The organism is Streptomonospora nanhaiensis (assembly GCF_026642255.1).
In the GTDB taxonomy this organism is placed as follows: domain Bacteria; phylum Actinomycetota; class Actinomycetes; order Streptosporangiales; family Streptosporangiaceae; genus Nocardiopsis; species Nocardiopsis tropica.
Window position 1 is genome coordinate 3,939,049 of sequence record NZ_CP113264.1, and the last position, 18,401, is coordinate 3,957,449.

General features: G+C 71.6%; 20 protein-coding genes and 1 pseudogene. 8 read left to right on the forward strand and 13 right to left on the reverse strand.

Annotated features, from left to right (window positions below; all coding sequences use genetic code 11):
• Nucleotides 1-172: 172 nt before the first annotated feature.
• Both OUQ99_RS17075 and OUQ99_RS17080 read right to left on the reverse strand, forming a co-directional pair.
• Nucleotides 173-781: a dihydrofolate reductase family protein gene (locus OUQ99_RS17075; RefSeq protein ID WP_267944754.1), complete on the reverse strand. Its 609-nt coding sequence runs from the start codon at nucleotides 779-781 to the stop codon at nucleotides 173-175.
• Nucleotides 782-821: 40 nt separating this feature from the next.
• On the reverse strand, nucleotides 822-1,184 hold the full coding sequence (locus OUQ99_RS17080) for an SdpI family protein (RefSeq protein WP_267944755.1): 363 nt from the start codon (nucleotides 1,182-1,184) through the stop codon (nucleotides 822-824).
• Between the two features lie 537 nt (nucleotides 1,185-1,721).
• On the opposite strand from OUQ99_RS17080, the gene OUQ99_RS17085 reads away from it, so the two are divergent.
• Genes OUQ99_RS17085 through OUQ99_RS17095 form a run of 3 tightly spaced genes read left to right on the forward strand, consistent with a single transcriptional unit; the run spans nucleotide 1,722 to nucleotide 2,987 of the window.
• Nucleotides 1,722-2,120 carry a hypothetical protein gene (locus tag OUQ99_RS17085; protein WP_267944756.1) on the forward strand — a complete coding sequence of 133 codons (399 nt, stop codon included), beginning with the start codon at nucleotides 1,722-1,724 and terminating at the stop codon, nucleotides 2,118-2,120.
• Between the two features lie 17 nt (nucleotides 2,121-2,137).
• Complete coding sequence (locus OUQ99_RS17090; protein ID WP_267944757.1) at nucleotides 2,138-2,557, forward strand: SAM-dependent methyltransferase; 420 nt, start codon at nucleotides 2,138-2,140, stop codon at nucleotides 2,555-2,557.
• Nucleotides 2,544-2,987: a hypothetical protein gene (locus OUQ99_RS17095; RefSeq protein WP_267944758.1), complete on the forward strand. Its 444-nt coding sequence runs from the start codon at nucleotides 2,544-2,546 to the stop codon at nucleotides 2,985-2,987. The genes OUQ99_RS17090 and OUQ99_RS17095 overlap by 14 nt, the downstream gene beginning before the upstream one ends.
• Before the next feature lie 52 nt (nucleotides 2,988-3,039).
• Here OUQ99_RS17095 and OUQ99_RS17100 read toward each other — a convergent pair whose 3' ends face one another.
• Together OUQ99_RS17100 and OUQ99_RS17105 are read right to left on the reverse strand one after the other, a co-directional pair.
• Nucleotides 3,040-4,455 (reverse strand): DUF6177 family protein, encoded by a 1,416-nt coding sequence (locus OUQ99_RS17100; RefSeq protein ID WP_267944759.1) that lies wholly within the window; start codon nucleotides 4,453-4,455, stop codon nucleotides 3,040-3,042.
• A 148-nt stretch (nucleotides 4,456-4,603) separates the two neighbouring features.
• Entirely contained in the window at nucleotides 4,604-5,170 is a 567-nt protein-coding gene (locus OUQ99_RS17105; protein WP_267944760.1) for a hypothetical protein, read from the reverse strand.
• 201 nt (nucleotides 5,171-5,371) lie between these two features.
• Here OUQ99_RS17105 and map point away from each other — a divergent pair, with 201 nt between their 5' ends.
• Together map and OUQ99_RS17115 are read left to right on the forward strand one after the other, a co-directional pair.
• A complete protein-coding gene (map, locus tag OUQ99_RS17110; protein ID WP_267944761.1) occupies nucleotides 5,372-6,148 on the forward strand; it encodes a type I methionyl aminopeptidase in 777 nt (258 codons plus the stop codon).
• A 211-nt stretch (nucleotides 6,149-6,359) separates the two neighbouring features.
• Complete coding sequence (locus tag OUQ99_RS17115) at nucleotides 6,360-7,640, forward strand: hemolysin family protein (protein ID WP_267944762.1); 1,281 nt, start codon at nucleotides 6,360-6,362, stop codon at nucleotides 7,638-7,640.
• A gap of 235 nt (nucleotides 7,641-7,875) precedes the next feature.
• Here the strand turns inward: OUQ99_RS17115 and OUQ99_RS17120 are convergent, their stop codons facing one another.
• Entirely contained in the window at nucleotides 7,876-8,634 is a 759-nt protein-coding gene (locus OUQ99_RS17120; protein ID WP_267944763.1) for an SDR family NAD(P)-dependent oxidoreductase, read from the reverse strand.
• Between the two features lie 148 nt (nucleotides 8,635-8,782).
• Here OUQ99_RS17120 and OUQ99_RS17125 point away from each other — a divergent pair, with 148 nt between their 5' ends.
• Entirely contained in the window at nucleotides 8,783-9,436 is a 654-nt protein-coding gene (locus OUQ99_RS17125) for a TetR/AcrR family transcriptional regulator (RefSeq protein ID WP_267944764.1), read from the forward strand.
• Between the two features lie 407 nt (nucleotides 9,437-9,843).
• Nucleotides 9,844-10,320 carry a hypothetical protein gene (locus tag OUQ99_RS17130; protein ID WP_267944765.1) on the forward strand — a complete coding sequence of 159 codons (477 nt, stop codon included), beginning with the start codon at nucleotides 9,844-9,846 and terminating at the stop codon, nucleotides 10,318-10,320.
• A 431-nt stretch (nucleotides 10,321-10,751) separates the two neighbouring features.
• Here the strand turns inward: OUQ99_RS17130 and OUQ99_RS17135 are convergent, their stop codons facing one another.
• From OUQ99_RS17135 to OUQ99_RS17155, 5 genes are all read right to left on the reverse strand, one after another.
• Complete coding sequence (locus OUQ99_RS17135) at nucleotides 10,752-11,513, reverse strand: ABC transporter permease (protein ID WP_267944766.1); 762 nt, start codon at nucleotides 11,511-11,513, stop codon at nucleotides 10,752-10,754.
• Nucleotides 11,514-11,523: 10 nt separating this feature from the next.
• On the reverse strand, nucleotides 11,524-12,327 hold the full coding sequence (locus OUQ99_RS17140; protein ID WP_267944767.1) for an ABC transporter ATP-binding protein: 804 nt from the start codon (nucleotides 12,325-12,327) through the stop codon (nucleotides 11,524-11,526).
• Nucleotides 12,324-12,713, reverse strand: a complete 390-nt coding sequence (locus OUQ99_RS17145; protein WP_267944768.1) for a DUF1048 domain-containing protein — start codon at nucleotides 12,711-12,713, stop codon at nucleotides 12,324-12,326. The genes OUQ99_RS17140 and OUQ99_RS17145 overlap by 4 nt, the downstream gene beginning before the upstream one ends.
• Before the next feature lie 2 nt (nucleotides 12,714-12,715).
• Nucleotides 12,716-13,045, reverse strand: coding sequence for a PadR family transcriptional regulator (locus tag OUQ99_RS17150; RefSeq protein WP_267944769.1), 330 nt, complete (start codon nucleotides 13,043-13,045; stop codon nucleotides 12,716-12,718).
• A gap of 402 nt (nucleotides 13,046-13,447) precedes the next feature.
• Nucleotides 13,448-13,828 (reverse strand): VOC family protein, encoded by a 381-nt coding sequence (locus OUQ99_RS17155; RefSeq protein WP_267944770.1) that lies wholly within the window; start codon nucleotides 13,826-13,828, stop codon nucleotides 13,448-13,450.
• Between OUQ99_RS17155 and OUQ99_RS17160 the strand changes: the two are divergent.
• A pseudogene (locus OUQ99_RS17160) lies at nucleotides 13,800-14,120 on the forward strand (pyridoxamine 5'-phosphate oxidase family protein); the annotation flags it as partial. The gene OUQ99_RS17155 and the pseudogene OUQ99_RS17160 sit on opposite strands and share 29 nt — an antisense overlap.
• A 134-nt stretch (nucleotides 14,121-14,254) precedes the next feature.
• Here the strand turns inward: OUQ99_RS17160 and OUQ99_RS17165 are convergent.
• The 3 genes from OUQ99_RS17165 to OUQ99_RS17175 form a co-directional block, all read right to left on the reverse strand.
• Nucleotides 14,255-16,174 carry a S9 family peptidase gene (locus OUQ99_RS17165; protein ID WP_267944771.1) on the reverse strand — a complete coding sequence of 640 codons (1,920 nt, stop codon included), beginning with the start codon at nucleotides 16,172-16,174 and terminating at the stop codon, nucleotides 14,255-14,257.
• A 136-nt stretch (nucleotides 16,175-16,310) separates the two neighbouring features.
• The gene (locus OUQ99_RS17170) at nucleotides 16,311-17,051 is read right to left on the reverse strand and encodes a MerR family transcriptional regulator (RefSeq protein ID WP_267944772.1); all 741 of its coding nucleotides are present in this window, start codon (nucleotides 17,049-17,051) and stop codon (nucleotides 16,311-16,313) included.
• The gene (locus OUQ99_RS17175; RefSeq protein ID WP_267944773.1) at nucleotides 17,038-18,270 is read right to left on the reverse strand and encodes an MFS transporter; all 1,233 of its coding nucleotides are present in this window, start codon (nucleotides 18,268-18,270) and stop codon (nucleotides 17,038-17,040) included. The genes OUQ99_RS17170 and OUQ99_RS17175 overlap by 14 nt, the downstream gene beginning before the upstream one ends.
• Nucleotides 18,271-18,401: the final 131 nt, after the last annotated feature.

An 18,401-nucleotide genomic window follows, 5' to 3' on the forward strand; every position in this document is an offset into this window, starting at 1 on the left:
CTTCTCTTCAGTTCTCATCAAAGGCTTGTGACGCTGTGGCTCAGGAGTTGGTTCCGCGCCGTTCTGTCCGACAGGTGCCCGGCTCCGGACCCCGGCGGTCGTGCTCCATCGCGGTGCGGGTGCGCCGGGTGGCCGGGCGCACGCCGCGCCGCTCGCGGAGGGACCGCGGCCTCTACACGTCTGCCCGCTGACCGGACGAGGGGGCCCCGTGGTGGCGCTGACGCACCACGCGGTAGCGGACGTACACGACCCCCGAATCGAAGGTGCGGTTCTCGACGAGTTCGAGATCCACCCGGCGCTCGCGTCGGGGGAAGAAGGGGATCCCGCCGCCGACCAGCACCGGGTGGACCCTGGCCCGGTACTCGTCGATCAGACCCAGTTCGGCCGCCTCGGCCGCGAGCGTCGCGCCGCCGATCGCGATGTCGCCCTCTCCAGGCTCGGCCCGCCACCGCTCGACCTCCTCCGCCAGACCGCCGGAGGCCAGGCGGGCACGGCCCTGTACCGCCGACAGCGTGGTGGAGAAGACCACCTTGGGGAGGGACGTCCAGAGCTCGGTCCACTCGAGCGTCGGAGCGTCGAGCGATGGATCCCGGTCGGCGGTCTCCCAGTACAGCATCGTCTCGTAGAGCCGCCGCCCCAACAGGTAGACGCCGATCCCGCGTGTCTCGTCGGTGACGAAGCGGAAGACCTCGTCACCGGGCTCCGTCCAGGCGAAGCCGCCGTCCGGCCCGACGATGTAGCCGTCGAGTGAGACGCCCATCGAAGAGATCACGCTGCGCATCGGAAGTCCTCTCGGTGGGGCTGCTGTGTCGGGCGTTGCGTCAGGAGGCTCTCCGGGCGGCCCGATCGGCCGTCATCGTCGCACGCACGAGCACGATGACCTCGCAGGCCATGCCGCACAGCCCCGCGACGACGCCCCATCCTCCACCGAACCAGAGCTGGGCCGGGACCGCGAGCACGGCGGTGGCGGCGGCGACCCAGGCGGTCGTGGCCACCAGGGGCAGGGCCGCGGTGTGACCGGCCCGCCATGCCGCCTCGGAGGCCGTGGTGTGCCGTGTACGGATCCCGACCGCCCCGTCACGCGGCAGTCGGCCGTCGGAACCCGAACGGGTCACCGCGATGCAGGCCGCGGAGATCCCCACCACCCCGCACAGGATCGACACCAGTCCCAGCGCCTCTTCCACCGACACCCTCCCTTTCGTTCACGGCCCCGGGCACGGGGCCCATGGACGTCAACCACCGTCTCACCGCCCCGCGCCCACCGCGCGAACACCCCGCGACGACGCCGCGACCTCGACGGCGTTCTCCTGTGCCGCGGCGACGAGGGCCCGGGGCGTTCGTGGGCGCCTCCGCCGAGAAGGGGAGACCTGTCCGACGAGCTCCCGTGGCCCGGCCGCCGTACAGGCCGGTGCGGGACGACGGAACCGGTGGACGCTCCACCGGGTACGGGTCTTCGCGGGCACGTACCGGAACCGGTGACGGAACTCCCCTCCGGGCTCGTCGAATCGGATGCTACAGTTTCTGGCGCAGCGACGACCTGTTCGCTTGCGGAGACCGAAGGAGGTGAGTTGATGACTGTCGTGGAGACCACCGCTGTGCGCGGTGCCCGGACCATCCTCACTTCCCGGGCCTCGTCCTGACCTTCGCCTGCCTTCCTCCCCCGTAGGGGTGGTTCCGGCACGCCTGCCGTCCGGCGGGGCCCCTTTCCAAGGGTCTCCACTGTGTTTCGTCAACACGCTTCACACCGCTCTGCTCCCCCTTCGCCCGAGCGCGTCCTGACACCGGCCGACTACGGCTGGGAGGCGGAGCGCGAGCGCTCCTTCTCCCCGTCGCGGGCCGGCGGACCGGTCCCGGGCCGCGTGGTGCGGACCGCACGCGGCCTGTGCGACGTCGTCGCCGAGACCGGGCCCGCCCGCGCGGTGCTCGTCCCCCCGACTGCCGCCGTCGAGGACGGCCGGCTCACCGGGCGGCGCCCCGACAGCTGTCACCGGCTGCTTCGCGAGAACGCCCATGCCGCCTCCCGCACCGACGCGCGGCTGCGCGCCGAGATGAACCGGCAGGCCAAGCAGGGCGCGCGCCTGCGACGCGCCATCAAGCAGTCCCCGAACTTCAAGGCATGACGGAAAGGAATCAGGTCATGGACCTTCCCCGTATCTTCACCATCCGCGAGAGCAGCCACCGCATCCACAACCCGCTGACCCCGGCCAAGTTCGCCGCCCTGGGTCAGGCGCTCCACCTGGCCCCCGGGACGCGGGTGCTCGACCTGGCCAGCGGCTCGGGCGAGATGCTGTGCACCTGGGCACGCGACCTGGGCTTCACGGGCACGGGCGTCGACATCAGCACGGCCTTCACCGCTCAGGCCCGGGCCCGCGCCGTCGAGCTCGGCGTCGACGACCGCGTCGAGTTCGTCCACGGCGACGCCTCCGGCCATGTCGCGGACGAGCCGGTCGACCTGGCCGCCTGTGTCGGCGCCACCTGGATCGGTGACGGCGTCGCCGGGACGGCCGAGCTGCTCGGCCGCAGCCTGCGCCCCGGGGGGCCTGATGTTGATCGGTGAGCCGTACTGGCGGCGGACCCCTCCGGACGAGGAGACCGCCAGGGCCTGCAACGCCGCCGGCATCGACGATTTCCTGTCGCTGCCGGAGCTGATCGGGCAGTTCCAGGGTCTGGGGTACGACGTCGTGGAGATGGTGCTGGCCGACCAGGACAGCTGGGACCGGTACGCCGCGGCGCAGTGGCTCAACCTGCGCCGTTGGCTCGACCGGAACCCGGACGACGAGCTGGCCCCCGAGGTGCGGAAGGAGCTCGACGCGGAGCCCGCCCGCTATGCGCGCGCCACGCGTGAGTACCTCGGTTGGGGGGGTCTTCGCCCTGATGGAGCGCTGATCCCGGCTTCCCGTGCGGGACCCGGGCGTCACACCGGCCGGGCCCCGCACGGGGCATGTCCTCCGCACCCGTGTCCGCCGCCCGCTCGGCGCAGCCCGTGAGTGGCGCCGCCACCCGTCTTGGCGGCTGTCGGCGGCGGCTCCGGCCCGCCCCTCACCCCGGGGAGGCCGAGGCGAGGTAGTCGGTCTGGCGCTGCATGAGCCACAGGCCCTTCAGGGGCGATGCGGCGTCTTGCACCACGGGGTACCAGAGCGCCCGGTCCTCGCCCTCCCCCACGAGCGTGCCCCTGACGGGTCCGGCCTGGGCGCGGCCGAGGCCGATCGCGCGCAGGCGGTCGGGGCCGATGGCCACTCCGACCGGGGTCGGGGGTCCGGCCCACACGGGTCCGCAGGTGGTGTCGCTGTGCCCCGGCACATGGCGTACCCGCAGGTTCTCCAGGAGTCCTTCCGCTGCAAGGGCCCGCACCAGGTCCGGGAGCGCGCCGAAGGGGACGCTCTCCCGTTCCTCGAACCCGGCCACGATCGAGACCCGTTCCAGGAGGCGGCCGCCCCGGTGGGTGAGGCTGATCTGCCCGGCGAGCGGCTGCCCCCGGCCGAGCGGCCCGGCGAGGTAGAGGATCGACGCCCTGGGGCCGCGCTCGGCCGCGAAGCGGGCGATGCGCTCGCGGTCCCACTCCCGGAGCGCGGGCTCGTGGGGGCCCCAGGCCGCCGGGGCGTGCCCGGCCAGGTGCTCGGCGACGATCTCCGCGGCGCGGCCCGGGCGCGGGGCGGCGGGGCCCGGGTGGAGGGCGGACACGTCCACGACCACCTGTGTCCCGGCGCCTTCGGCGAAGCCGACGAGGAACCCGGGCTCCGGCGCGGCGCCGGGTTCCCTCGCCGCCCAGTTCGGCCCGGAGGGCTCCTTGTCGGCGAGGAACCCGTAGGTGTGGTCCCAGTGCACGGCGAGTCCGGTGAGGCCGTCGTAGTGGCCGCCGTCCTGGCCGCGCACGACCCAGCGGCCCAGCGGCCCGGCGAGGAAGGTGCGCACGCCGTAGGTGAGCCGTGCGGTGGGCGGGGTGAGCACCTGGAGCGTCTTGCGGCCGGCGTGGGTGGCCACCGCGTCGCTGAGCCAGGAGGAGAAGGGCACCACGTCCCGGTCCTGGGCGACCAGGACCGCCCTGGCCGCGGCGCGCTCGGCCGCCGGGTGCTCGGACTCCTCCCACAGGCCGAAGTCTGCCGCTCCCGAGGTCCACACCGCTCCCCCGAGGGTGAGGGCGAGCCGGTCGGCGAGCCGGTGTGCCACCTCGCGGCCCTGCTCGTCGGGGCGAGCGCGGGCCTCCGTCCACCAGAACCGGTCGGGCAGACCCGCCACGACCTCCGCGCCGAGCAGGCGCTCGACCTCGCCCGCGGCCTCGACCCGCTGCCCGGGTTCGAGGGTGGCCAGCAGTCGGCCGTCGCCGTCGCGGATCTGCAGGACGCCGGTGTCCTTGTGCCGGTGCAGCCGCAGTTCCGGGTCGACGCCTCGAAGGGCGTTGATGATCGCCGGCTCGTCGGGCCTCTCCGCGACCAGGGCCACCACGTCGTAACTCAACAGTTCTCCTTGCCGGGGGTGTGCGGGAGAATGCCGGACCCGCCGGGGAGGGCCGAGGCGGTCCCTCCCCTCGCACAGGGGTCCGGCCACGGCGCCGTTCGGCCGTCGCAGGCGCGTGAGCGCGGACCGGCGTCCCCCGCGGACTTTCTCAGGTGGGGACGGTGCCGCTGAAGTACAACCCTTCGGAACCCTCGGGGACGATCTCTATCAGCACCTGTTCGTGGTCGGGGTACACGCCGAACCCGTAGGTGACGGTCGCCTCCTGCCCGTCGGGGATCGGTGCGTCGAAGTGGGCCAGGGTGCCGTTGCCGCTCTCGTCGACCTCCAGGATGGCCGGCAACGCCTCCTTGCTGTCGGGGCCGTGGAAGACGAACACGGCGACGCCGGTGGCGTCGAAGGGTTGGCCCGTGGCGTTGGTGAGTGTGAGGTCGAATGCCAGGGAGGGGGCGCCCCTGGAGTCCGGGGTGCGCTCGACGTTCCGCACGGCCGCGGTGAGCCCTTCGACGAGCTGGGCCTGCGTGGTGAAGTCGGCGTTCAGGCTGGTGACCCGGGAGGATTCACCGGCGTCGGCGGAGGACGCCGGCTCGCCGGAGGCGGCGGGACCCGGTTCGTCCTGGGGGGCGGGGGGAGAGCAGGCGCCGGCCACCAGGACCGCGGCAGCCAACGCGACGGCCCGGAGCGGGCCGAGGGGGCGGGGGGAGGATGAATCCTTCATGCGCACCAGTATGGGACACTTTCCGGCCGCTGCCGGGGGTGAGGAGCTTCGGAACCAAGCCCCGCTCCCGGCGCCGGATCCTGTGGCCGTCCTCCCCGCAGCCGTTGTCCGCGGGTGTGCGGAACGGCCTGGCCTCGTTCGGCCCCCGAAGTCGGTATAGTACGGACGGTATAGTTATTGGTTGCATGAGGAAGGCGCCGCATGATCGAGATCCTGGACCCTGACAAGCTGCCCCAGGCCAGAGAGACAGGGGCCCTGGTCGGCCACATCCTGCGGACGGTGAGGGACCGCAGCACGGTGGGCACGAACCTCCTGGAGATCGACCGGTGGGCCCAGGAGATGATCACCGAGGCCGGCGCGCAGTCCTGCTACGTCGACTACGCGCCGTCCTTCGGACGCGGACCGTTCGGCCACTACATCTGCACCGCCGTCAACGACGCGGTGCTCCACGGCCTCCCGCACGACTACGCGCTCGCCGACGGCGACCTGCTGACGCTCGACCTCGCCGTCTCCCTGGGAGGGGTCGCCGCGGACTCCGCCATCAGCTTCGTCGTGGGCGGCTCCCGGCCGCCGGAGAGCGTCGCGCTGATCGAGGCGACCGAACGCGCACTGGCCGCGGGCATCGCCGCCGCCGGGCCCGGGGCCCGCATCGGCGACATCTCCCACGCCATCGGCAAGGTGCTGCGCGGGGCGGGGTACCCGATCAACACCGAGTTCGGGGGCCACGGCATCGGCTCGACGATGCACCAGGACCCGCACGTCCCCAACACCGGGCGGCCCGGCCGCGGGTACAAGCTGCGCCCCGGACTGCTGCTCGCGCTGGAGCCGTGGGTCATGGCGGACACCGCCCGGCTCGTCACCGACGACGACGGGTGGACGCTGCGCAGCGAGACGGGCTGCCGGACCGCGCACAGCGAGCACACCATCGCCGTCACCGAGGACGGGGCCGAGATCCTCACCCTGCCGAAGCCGGCGTAACCGCGAGGTCGCCCCGCGGTGCGTCGACGCGCCGTGGGGCGGGGGCGCGCTGGGGTGTGGGGGCGGACGGGGCGTCACGCCCCCGCCCGCCCCGTCTCCGGAGGTTCGCGGCGGTCCTTCTGGGCCGACTGCTGTTTGTGGGAGGCTTGTGCGGCCCGGAACCGGGCAGGAACCACACATTTCACCAGCAGCATCGGAGACGACAGCAGTTATGGAGAGCTACGGGGTTCAAATCGGCCTCGTCCTGGTCCTCGTCGTGGTCAACGCCCTCTTCGCCGGCAGCGAGATCGCCCTGATCACCCTGCGCGAAGGACAGATCAAGCAGCTGGCGGAGCGGGGGCCCGGCGGCAGGGCCGTGGCCCGCCTGGCCAAGGACCCCAACCGTTTCCTCGCCACCATCCAGATCGGCATCACCCTGGCCGGCTTCCTGGCCTCGGCCACCGCGGCCGTGGCCCTGGCCCAGCCCCTGGTCGAACCGCTCGGCTTCCTCGGCTCCGCGGCCGCGCCGGTCTCGGTCGTCCTGGTCACCATCGTCCTGACCTTCGTCACCCTGGTCTTCGGCGAGCTCGCGCCCAAGCGCATCGCCATGCAGCGCGCCGAGACCTGGGCCCTGGTGGTCTCGCGCCCCCTGGACCTGCTGGCCGCGCTCTCGCGTCCCGTGGTGTGGCTGCTGAGCGCCTCCACCAACCTGGTCGTGCGCCTGACCGGCGGTGACCCCACCGCCGCCAAGGAGGAGATCGGCGAGGAGGAGCTGCGCGAGATGCTCGCCACCCAGCGCGGCATGACCGCCGAGCAGCGCACCATCATCTCGGGTGCCTTCGAGATCGACGACCGGCGGCTGCGCCAGGTCGTCGTCCCGCGGGGCGAGGTCTTCACCATCCCGGCCCGCACCCCGGCCGGGGAGGCCGCCCTCATGCTCGCCGAGCACGGCCACTCCCGCGCCCCCGTCGTCGCCGACGACGACCTCGACGAGGTGCTCGGCGTCGTGCACTGGTCCGACCTGGTCCGCGGGGAGGGCGCGGCCGGTGAGCTGGCGCGGGAGCCGATGCTGCTGCCCGACTCCCTGGTGGTCTCCCTGGCCCTGCGCCGGATGACCGCCGAACACCAGCAGCTGGCCGTGGTGGTCGACGAGATGGGCGGCATCGACGGCATCGTCAGCCTGGAGGACCTGCTGGAGGAGATCGTCGGGGAGATCTACGACGAGACCGACTCCGACATCCGCACCGTGGTCTCCAACGACGACGGCACCATGACGCTGCCGGGCACCTACCCGGTGCACGACCTGTCCGACCTGGACCTGCCGCTGAACGATCCCCCCGAGGGCGACTACGTCACCGTCGCCGGGCTGCTCATCGCGATCCTGGGCCACATCCCCAGGACTCCCGGGGAGAAGGTCTCCTTCGGCGACTGGGAGGCCGAGGTCGCCGAGACCAGCGGGCGCACCGTCACCGCCGTGAAGGTGCGGCGCACCGCGACCGCCGAGCCCTCCTGACCCGCACGCCCGGCCGCCCGTGGCGGGCGGCCGGGCTGCACGTGCGGCACAGGCCACCTGGCCGCCCCGTCCCCAGGGCCGGTGCACCTTGGGTGCATCTTGGAACAGGTCTCGCCCAGGGCAGGAACGGGGCGGGAGGGACCGCCGCTTCGCAGGAGGCGGCGGTCTTGTCGTACCCGGCCGGGAGTGAGCCGGGGCCCGTTGCCTGCGTCTTTCCAGGCCGTCGCCCGGTCGCTCAGAGGAGGGCGCCGCCGGAGACCTCGATGCGCTGGGCGGTGACCCAGCGCAGGCCCTCGGAGGCCAGCGCGGCGATGGCGTCGCCGATCTCCTCGGGTTCGCCGACGCGGCCGAGCGCGGTCCGTCCGGCCAGACCCCGGCGCATCTCGGCGTCGTCCCGCATCGCTCCACCGTTGAAATCGGTGGCGGTCGGCCCCGGGGCGATGGAGTTGACCCGGATGCCGCGCGGGCCGAGTTCTGCGGCGAGGGTGCGGCTCAGGGCTTCGACGGCGGCCTTCGAGGCCGAGTAGACCGAGGTGGCGGGACTGGTGTGGCGGGTCAGTGACGTCGAGACGTTGATGACGCGGCCGCCCTGGGCAAGCAGCGGCACGAGTGACTGGACGAGGAAGAACGTGCCCCGGACGTTGGTGCCCATCACCGTGTCGAAGTCGTCGACAGTGACGTCCTCCAACGGTCCGAAGATCCCCACGCCCGCGTTGTTGACCAAGATGTCGAGCCGCGAAGCACCCCAGCGCTCCAGCTGCTCGCCCAGTTCGCAGGTGAAGGACGCGAAGGAGGAGACGTCGCTGATGTCGAGCCGGAGAACAGCGGCGGTCCCGCCCACCGCCCGCACCTGTTCCACCGTCTTCTCGGCCCCGGCCGCATCACCGCGGTGGGTGACCAGGACCCGAACCCCGCGGCTGGCCAGAGCGGTGGCCGCGCCGCGTCCGAGGCCGCGATTCGCACCGGTCACCAGAGCGATCTTGTCGATCGTCATGAACTGTTCCTCCACTGCGCGGCCACCGGGGTTCACCCGGGCGCCACAGATAAGATGCGAGTCACTCGACTCGCCTTGCTCTCGCATCGTAGACAGGGCCGAGTGGCGAGTCAAGTGACTCGCCTCGGGTCTGCGGCATACTGTCCGCATGGCAGCAGAACTCTCCGCACACCACCGCAGGCTCGCTCAGCGAAAACGCGAGGCGATCATCACCGCGGCCACAGAGCTGTTCCTGGATCGCGGCTACGACGGCACCTCGCTGGCCCGGGTGGCCGAAGCGGCCGGGGTCTCGAAGTCCACCCTGTTCAAGCGGTTCCCCACCAAGGCGGCCCTCTTCGAGGCCATCGTCACCGAGTCCTGGCAGCGTGACGCCGGCGACGCCGCCGCGCGGCCGCAGACCGGAGACCTGCGCTCCGGACTGGCGACCATCGGCCACCGCTATGCCGACCTGGTCGGCCGACCCGGCATGACAGCCCTGTTCCGGATCGTCATCGCCGAACTGCCCCGCTTCCCCGAACTGGGACGGATGCAGTTCCAGCTCGGCAAACTGCCCTACTTCACCTCCGTCCAGCACTACTTGGAAGCCGAGCACGAGGCGGGCAACGCCGATGTCCCGGACGCGGTGAGCGCCGCGAACCAGTTCCTCGGCATGATCGCCAACTACGTCCTGTGGCCCCGCATGCTGCTGACCGACTGGAACCCCGCAACCTCCGACATCCACGACGCCGTCGAACAGGCCGTCCAGACCATGCTCGCCAGACACACACCGGGCCGCCGACCCGACCCGAAGCCGGAACGTTGACACCGGCGCGCGATGCCCGACATCCGCGGCGCCTCCACCCGGCGGCGCCTGTCGGCAGACGACCGTCTGCCGACAGGCGGCCGACGCGGCCGATGACCCGTGCCGCCCGGGGTGCGCGGAGGCTCGAATCCACTCGGATCCGCAGATCTTCGGTCCATCACCCATGACAACGGGTATTCCGCAGAACGGCGTACCGGCGCACGCACCCGTCGGCGTACGGCGACACGCTCGCAGGATGGGAATCCTGATGCACGCGAGAATGGCGTGACACTGACTCCTCACCATCGACAATGGCCGGAATCGGACATTGTTTGTTTTTTCCCAGTGGATATCTCCCGCACATGGGAGGATCATTGTCAACGGTGTTTACCCTCAATACCACCACTGGGACGGGAACGATGAGAAAAATGACGAGAATCCTCCTTGTCGCGGCAGCGCTGGCCGGGAGCATCGCCGCGGCCGGGCCCGCCAGTGCGGCACAGGGGTGCTCCGGCGCAGGGCCGACCGTGGTCGATCACCACGGAACGTCCTGGTCAACGACGTATTGCAACGCATGGCTCGGCGGCAACCTCGAAAGGGGTGTCGGCAGGGACAACCCCAGTGAAATTTCTGGATACCTCTACGCGAACAGGGCATGGTTCGTCTGCCAGCAGCAATTCACCTACCTGGAGAACCCTCCGGCCGGCGAGTACCGCAACAACTGGTGGCTTTACACCCAGGGCGATGAGGCCTATCTGGACCAGGGATGGGGCTGGTTCCCGGCGGTGAACGTTTCCGGGGGCGGAAACTACGAGCCCATTCCCGGGCTGCGCAACTGTGGTTTCCCCGAGACCCTGTCCGCGGAGACGGGCCCCTCCGGACAGGTCGACGCGCCGGGCCGTTGAGGTCTGCGGCCCCCTGGGGTCGAGGGGCATCGGCACAGGATCCAGAACCAAGGGGCCCTGGCCTCCAACACCCCGGCGCCCTCGCCGGCCGCCGTGGAGCGCCCGGCCTCGGCGGAGCCACCTCGGAGACCGTGTTCTTCCGTGGTCGGACGTGCGTGTGAGGGTGCGCCTGCCTGGTTCCCCCCGCCCCGTACCGACGCCCCTCCGCCACGGCGGCCCCGCACCGGCACGAATCCGGTGCGGGGCCGCTGGGCCGTCGGCGTCTCCGCATGCGGCCTTGGTCGCCTTGAGTGTCTGGGCGATCTCACAGGGTCATGGTGCGTGGTGAGGCGCGTCCGTGGAGGCCGGGCTCCTGCCCGGCGCGCCGTGCCGCCCCTGGCGCCGCCGGTCCGCGCCCTTCGTCCCCGACGGACGGCCGGGCGGGAGCGCGCTCAGCTGATCTTGCGCCGGTAGGTGGCCATGGCGAAGGCGTACGCGACGACGAGGATGCCGACGCACCAGGCCAGGGCGGTCCAGACGTCGTTGCCGACCGGTTGGCCGGTGAGCAGGTCGCGGATCGTGTTGACGATGGACGTCACCGGCTGGTGTTCGGCGAACCAGCGCACCGGGCCGGGCATGGTGTCGGTGGGCACGAACGCCGAGCTGAGGAACGGCAGGAAGATGAGCGGGTAGGAGAAGGCGCTCGCGCCCTCCACCGAGGTCGCGGAGAGGCCGGGGATCACGGCGATCCAGGTCAGCGCCAGGGTGAACAGGATCAGGATGCCGGCGACCGCGAGCCACGCCCCCACCCCGGCCCCCGACCGGAAGCCCATGAGCAGGGCGACGCCCACGACGACCACGAGGGAGAGGACGTTGGCGACGAGCGAGGTGAGGACATGGGCCCACAGCACGCCCGACCGGGCGATCGGCATGGACTGGAAGCGCTCGAAGATCCCGCCCTGCATGTCGGTGAAGAGCCGGAACGCGGTGTAGGCGATCCCTGAGGCGATGGTGATGAGCAGGATGCCGGGCAGCATGTAGTTCACATAGGAGACCGACCCGGTGTCGATCGCGCCGCCGAACACGTAGACGAACATCAGCATCATGGCGATGGGCATGACGGCGGTCGTGATGATGGTGTCCGGGCTGCGCGTGACGTGGCGCAGGGTCCGTCCGGTGAGCGCGGCGGTGTCGCCGAGGAAGTGCGTTGCCATGGTCGGTCCCCTACTTCTTCTCTAATGCGGTCCGGCGGTCTTCGCCGTCCGTGTCGGAGCCGCCGGTGACCGCGAAGAAGACGTCCTCCAGGGTCGGCTGCTTCTCGACGTATTCGACCTCGGCGGGCGGCAGCATCGCCCTGAGCTCGGCGAGGGTGCCGTTGACGATGATCCGGCCCCGGTGGAGGATCGCGATCCGGTCGGCGAGCTGTTCGGCCTCGTCCAGGTACTGCGTGGTCAACAGGACCGTCGTGCCGCTCCCGGCGAGGTTCTTCACCGCCTCCCACACCTCGACGCGCGCCTGGGGGTCGAGCCCGGTCGTGGGTTCGTCCAGGAAGATGACCGGCGGGTTCCCGATGAGGCTCATGGCGATGTCCAGGCGGCGGCGCATGCCGCCCGAGTAGGTCGACACCCTCCGCCCGCCCGCCTCCGTCAGCGAGAAGCGGGAGAGCAGGTCGTCGGCGATCGCGCCCGGCTCCTCCATGTGGCGCAGCCTGGCGACGAGCACGAGGTTCTCCCGACCGCTGAGGATCTCGTCGACGGCGGCGAACTGTCCGGTGAGGCTGATGGACTCCCGCACGTTCGCCGACTGCGCGGCGACGTCGAAGCCGTTGACCGCGGCGGTTCCCTTGTCGGCCTTGAGCAGGGTGGACAGGATTCTCACGACCGTGGTCTTGCCCGCCCCGTTGGATCCCAGCAGGGCGAAGATGCTGCCCGGCGCGACGTCGAAGTCCACCCCGCGCAGCACGCGCAGGTCCTTGTAGGACTTCTCCAGGCCCCGCAGGCGGATCGCCGACTGCTTCTGTGTCTTCATCGGAGGGGTCCCTCTTCCTTTCCGGTGTCTTCTGCGGCGGCGCGTTCGATGGCCCGGGCCAGGCGTTCGCGCTCCTTCTTGATCCACTGGCCCTCCGAGTAGTTCGCCAGGAACGTCTCGGCGAACTCCACGGGGTCCTCCCCGACGATCTCCCGGATCGGGGTTCCGACCGCGGCGCTCTGCTCGAAGAGGTCGATGAGGTCGTCCAGCATCTCCATCAGGATGTCCCCCTTCGTGATCGAGCCGAAGTACATCAGGTATCGGTCGAGCGCCTCGATCGCCGTGCGGTAGTTCCCGGGAAGCTGTTTCGTGCGCGCCTTGTACTGCCGGTACCGCTTCTTGTCCTCGAACGATCCCGTGACCTGTTCGATCCAACTGGGTGCCATTTTCACTCTCCTCCTTCTCGGAGCTGTTCAAGTCGTTCTGTGAGGAAGCTCCAGGTCCTCCAGAACTCTTCGAGGTATGCACGCCCCTGGGAATTGAGCGAGTACACCTTGCGCGGCGGCCCCTTCTCGGACGGGACCTTCTCGACGTCGACGAGGCCGCGCCGCTCGACCCTGACGAGCAGCGCGTAGACGGTGCCCTCGGCGATGTCGGAGAAGCCCTGGTCCCGCAGCCACGCCGTGATCTCGTAGCCGTAGGCCGGTCGGCCGGACAGGATCGCGAGGACGATGCCCTCCAGGATCCCCTTGAGCATCTCCGTTGCCTGCTTGCCCACGGAACGCCTCCTCTGGCTACTCATCAACACTGACTACTAGTGCATAGTATTACTGACTACCAGTACATAGCAACACCGAATACCGATGAGGGTTGTCCGCGCTGCGAGCACGTGGTGGGGCGCGGCGCGGCCCTGGTGGCCCACCCGAGGCGACGCAGGTGGCCCTGGGCCGGGGCGTCCGCCCCCGCGGCCGGATGCCGTCAGGCGGATCCCCCCGACGGGCTCCGCCCGCCGGTCGGCCCGTTTGCCCCGGGCGACTTCGCCACGTTCAAGGCGCTGGTCGCCGGGCAGCCCTGCCCTCCGGCAGGAGGACGTCCCCCGGGACGGCCCCGGCTCCGGTCCCGGCGGCACCGCCCGCGGGGGCCTTCCCTGGGCGGAGAGGCCGCGACGTGCCGAGCGCGACTACTCCGCGGGCAGGACGTCGAACTCGTTGCCCTCGGGGTCGGCCATCGCCACCCAGTCCTCGATCCGGGCCGTCCTGGTGGCGCCCAGTCGGACGAGCCGTTCGGCCTCGGCCCCGACGTCCTCGGCCCACAGGTCCAGGTGCACCCGGTTCTTGGCGCTCTTCGGTTCGGGGACCTTGTTGAAGAACAAGCGGGGCGCTGCTCCCGAAACCGGCTGGACGAGCACCGAGGGATCGTCCTCGGGGTCCTCGATCCCCTCTCGTCGGAGTCGCTCGAGTTCCCCGTCGTCGTAGGGGGCGACCTCGTACCCGTCGAGCGCCGCCGCCCAGAAGCGGGCCAGGGAGGCGGGGTGGGAGCAGAACGCCCTGTGGTGGCTCACAGGCTCCTACTCGGTCGTGGCCAAGTACCTGGAACGTGACGCGCGCGCCTCCGTGGTGGTGGACACCTGCGATCTGGAGCGTATGGAATTCCTCCAGGTGACCATGCACGGCAAAGCCGAGGTGGCGCCCTTCGACCAGGTTCTGGCCAGACGTCTGCTGCGCCGCTACCTGGGTGAGGACGAGGAGGCCTGGCATCCGGACTTCCGGCACTACGCGGATGACGGCCGCCTGGTCCGCTTCACACCCGACCGCACCGTCGTCAAGGACCTGTCCAAGAACGGCGAGACGTAGCCCTCGGGCACGGCAGGGCGGGGAACACCCCGGAACACGAGATCCCGGCCGGAGTCGGGAACGGCGTCGACCCGTCCCTGCCTCCGGAGCGCCCGGGCCGGGAGGGAGCGCGGCCCCCTCCCGGCCGCTCCGGCTCAGGCGGTGCTCGAGGAGCACCCGCCCAGGTGCCGGGCCAGGAAGCGTTCGAGCGTGCGGTACAGCTCGATGTTGCTGTCCGTGTTGACGAACCAGTGGCCCTCGTTCTCGTTCAGCAGGTACTCGACCTCGGCGCCGCGGGCGCGGAGCGCGTCGAAGACGCGGTCGGAGTTGCGGCGGTGGACGCGAACGTCGTTGGCGCCGTGGATGAGCAGCACCGGCGCGGTGATGTCGTCGACCCGGCCGATGGGAGAACGGGCGAGCATGTCGGCCTCCTGGCGGGGGTCGTCCGGGTCGCCGATGTAGCGCAGGTAGCTGTTCTCGACGGCGCGGCGGGCGAAGGGGACGACCGACCGGACGAGGTCGACGAGGTCGGACATCCCCGTGTAGCTGACCGCTGCGGCGAACCGGTCCGGGGTGAACGCGGCCCCGACGAGTGCGGCGTAGCCGCCGTAGGAGCAGCCGTAGATCGCGACCCGGTCCGGGTCGGTGATCCCCTGCTCGACCACCCGGTCGAGGGCGTCGAGCAGGTCGTCGTGCATCTTGCCCGCGAACTCGCCGATCGCGGCCCGGGTGTGGGCCTTGCCGTAACCGGTGGAGCCGCGCATGTTGACCTGGAGTACCGCGTAGCCGCGGTTGGCCAGCAGCTGCACCTCCGGGTCGTAGCCCCAGCTGTCGCGGTACCACGGTCCGCCGTGCACCAGCAGCACGGTCGGCAGGCCGCGCGGCTCGACCCCGACCGGCAGGGTGAGGTGGCAGGGCAGGGTCAGGCCGTCGCGGGCGGTGACGGTGATCGGGGTGACCGGTGCGAGCCGGGCCGGGTCCAGGTGCGGGAACGGCCGGAACAGGCGGCGGGCCCGACCCGTGGCGTGGTCGTAGAACCAGGTGACGCCGGGATCGCGGTCGTGGGTGAAGTCCACCACCCAGCGTTGCGCCGCGGCGTCGCAGGACACGTGGGCCAGGTCGCCGTCGGACAGCTCGGCCAGCCGCGGCAGCACCGCGGCGAAGTGCGTGTCGAGCGCGTGGATCTCCTGCCTGGCCCCGAGGTAGCGGGCGCCCAGGAGTTCTCCGGTGGCCGGGTGCAGGATCAGCGAGGACGGGAAGCGCGGATCGGCCTCGGGACGGGGGGTGTCCAGGTCGAACACGGGGTGGCTGTCCACCCCGGTCTGCTCGCCGGTGTCCAGGTCGACCCGGACCAGGCGGGTGCGGTCCGAGCCGCGCGAGGAACCGATCCACAGCCCTCCCCCGTCCGGGGTGGGCGCGGCCGGGAGGACCCCGAAGAGGGCGTCCGCGCCGGGGAACCGCGCGATCGGGCGCCGCTCACCCGCGTCCCACTCCGACAGCACGTGGTCGCCCCCCTCCTCCATGGTGAAGGCCAGCAGCCGGTCGGGGGTGCGCAGCCAGGAGAGGACGTCGCCGGGGTTCTCCGCGGCCGTGGTCAGGCGGCCGGTGGCCAGGTCGAGCTCGAAGAGGTCGATCAGGTCGGGGCGGCGCATGTTGAGCTGCACGAACGCGGTGCCCGGCCGGTCCGGCGGGAGTTGCGCGCCGAGCAGCCGCACGCCCTCGAAGGGGGTCAGGTCGACCACGGGCTCGTCGGGCCGGTACGGGTCGGCGCGGTGCAGGTGCCAGTTCTCGTCGCCGTCGGTGTCCTGCTGGAACAGCAGGTAGCGGCCGTCCGTGGTCCAGAAGAAGGCGTCGATGTCGCGCCGGGGGTCGGAGGTGACACGCCGGGAGTCCGGGGCGTGGGCGTCGTCGGGGGCGGTCCAGTCCGAGTCCAGGTCGCGGACGAACACGTTGAGCCGTCCCCGCCACGGGGCGAGGTAGGCGACCTTCGCGCCGTCCGGGGACAGCAGGGCCCGGCTACGGACGGGCGGGCCGAAGAACTCTTCGACGGAGATCAGCTTCGACGGAGCGGTCATGGCGAATCCTCGGGGTCGGTGGATACGGCGCCCCCGAGTCAAGACCCCGACGTCGCGTCGTACGCAAGCCCGCGGGAGATGTCCTGGGTCACAGTGCCCCTCAGAGTACGGACCGGCGCGGGGCCGCGGAGCCGGGTCAGGCCCCACCGGGCCGGGCCAGCCGCTGTTGGACCCGGCGCAGGACGCGGTGCTGCACGGGCCTGAGGTTCTGCCGGTTCAGTTCGTCCATCAGCTCTTCGGCCTGCGCGTCGAGCGGGGGCAGGCCGTCCAGCCGCTGTACCAGCGGCTCGAGGTGCTCGACCAGGTCGTCGATCAGCGAGGAGACCTCCTCGTCCGGAGTGTCGGGCCCGAGTGCGTAGAAGCGCGCCGTGAGCGGCGCGAACGCGGCCGTGCCGCTGTCCGCCCCGCCGAACAGGGCGGCGAACCCCGCCGCGCCGTCCTCGCCGAGCAGGTGGCCGACCAGGACCAGCTGTTCGTGCTCGTAGCGGACCATGTCCTCCGGCACCTCCGCCGCGGGACCGGAGCGCCATGCCGAGACTTCCGGCGGCAGGTCGGGCGGGGCGCCGCTGCGGCGCAGCGCGGCGATCCCGGCCCGGCGGGCGAGAAGCCGTTCGATGTCGGCGGCGGCCCGGCGGTCGAGCTCGTCGAGCAGCTCCTCCGCGGCCTCGGGATCGTCCAGCACCGCGGGGAGCGCGGACAGCGGTACGCCGAGTGCGGTCATCCTCGTGATGCGCAGGAGGCGGACGAGGTGGTCCACACCGTAGTCCCGGTAGCCTCCGGCCGAGCGCGGCGGCTCGGGCAGCAGTCCGATCTGGTGGTAGTGGCGCAGCGTGCGGACGGTGACGCCGGCCAGCTCCGCGAGCTCACCGCTGAGCATGGGACAGCTCCTTCGGTTCCAGGTCGCGCAGGGCACGTGACACGATCACGGCCAGCAGCACGAGGATCCACACCCCGACGACGCCGGCCCCGGCCAGGACCGGGGTCCCGTACTCCGCCATCACCCCGGCCAGACCGATCCCCGCCGGTGCGGCGATCATCAGCAGGGCGGTCTTGACGCTGAACACCCGCCCGCGTACCGCGCCGGCGGTCCGTTCGACCTGCAGCACCCCGATGACCGCTCCGACCACGGCGTTGCCTAATCCCAGGGCTGCGGCGCCGGCGAACACGACGGCCGGGGCCAGCAGGGAGGCCATCAGCAGGAAGCCGGCGGTGGTGACGACGAGCCCGGCCGCGAGCCATGTGCGCGCGGGGAGCCGTCGGCCGATGGCGCTGTAGAGCGCAGCGCCGCCCAGCATCCCGAGGGCCAGCGCGGTGAGGACGAGGCCGAGCAGGTCGGGACGGTCGATGAGTTCGAAGTACAGCGGCATCACCAGGCCCTGCAGCCCGCCGAGCGCCACGGCCAGGCCGACGACCAGGCCCGAGGTGCCGAGCAGGAACCGGCTTCGCACCACCACCGCCATGCCTTCCCCGAGTTCGCGCAGGACCGACCGGCGAGACGACCCGTCGGACTCGACTTCACCGAGCCGACGCGGCAGGGTCCGCGTCAGCAGCGCCGCGGCGGCCGAGGTCGCCGCGGTGATCCACAGTACGGAAGTGGCGTCGAAGGCGGCGAGCAGCACACCGGCCGCCGCCGGGCCGATCACCAGGGCGGCGGAGGTCAGGGTCTGGCGCAGGCCGACGACCCGTGTCAGGTCGAGCCCGGCGTGCCGGGCCACCATCGGGGCCAGCACCTCGCGGGCCGTCGTCCCCGGCACGTCCCCGAACGAGCCCAGGACGCCCAGCACGATGAACCACGCCAGGTCCAGGCCCCACACCAGGTCGACCAGCGGCAGCGCGGCGACGGAGGCCGCGGAGATCAGGTCGGAGACCACCGAGGCCGTCCGCCGGTTGATCCGGTCGATCACCACCCCGCTGAGCAGTCCGACCAGTACGGCCGGGACCGCTGTCGCGGCCGCCAGCGCCGCCGTGCCCAGCGGGCTGCCGGTCGTCTGCAGCACAATCAGCGGCAGCGCGACCGCCGCGATGCCGTTGCCGAGCAGGCTCAGCAGGTGCGAGGCGAGGTAGGGGACGACGACGAGGGAGTGTTTGAGCGGCATGCGACCAGGAAAGACCCGGACGCTGCGTCAGGGTCAAGGCGGTCACGGCCGACGGGGCGGTGATCCCGGCCACCGGCCCCCGGCAGGGACGGACGCCGCCCCGGTTCCGCCGGGCGGCGGAGGGTGCCGTC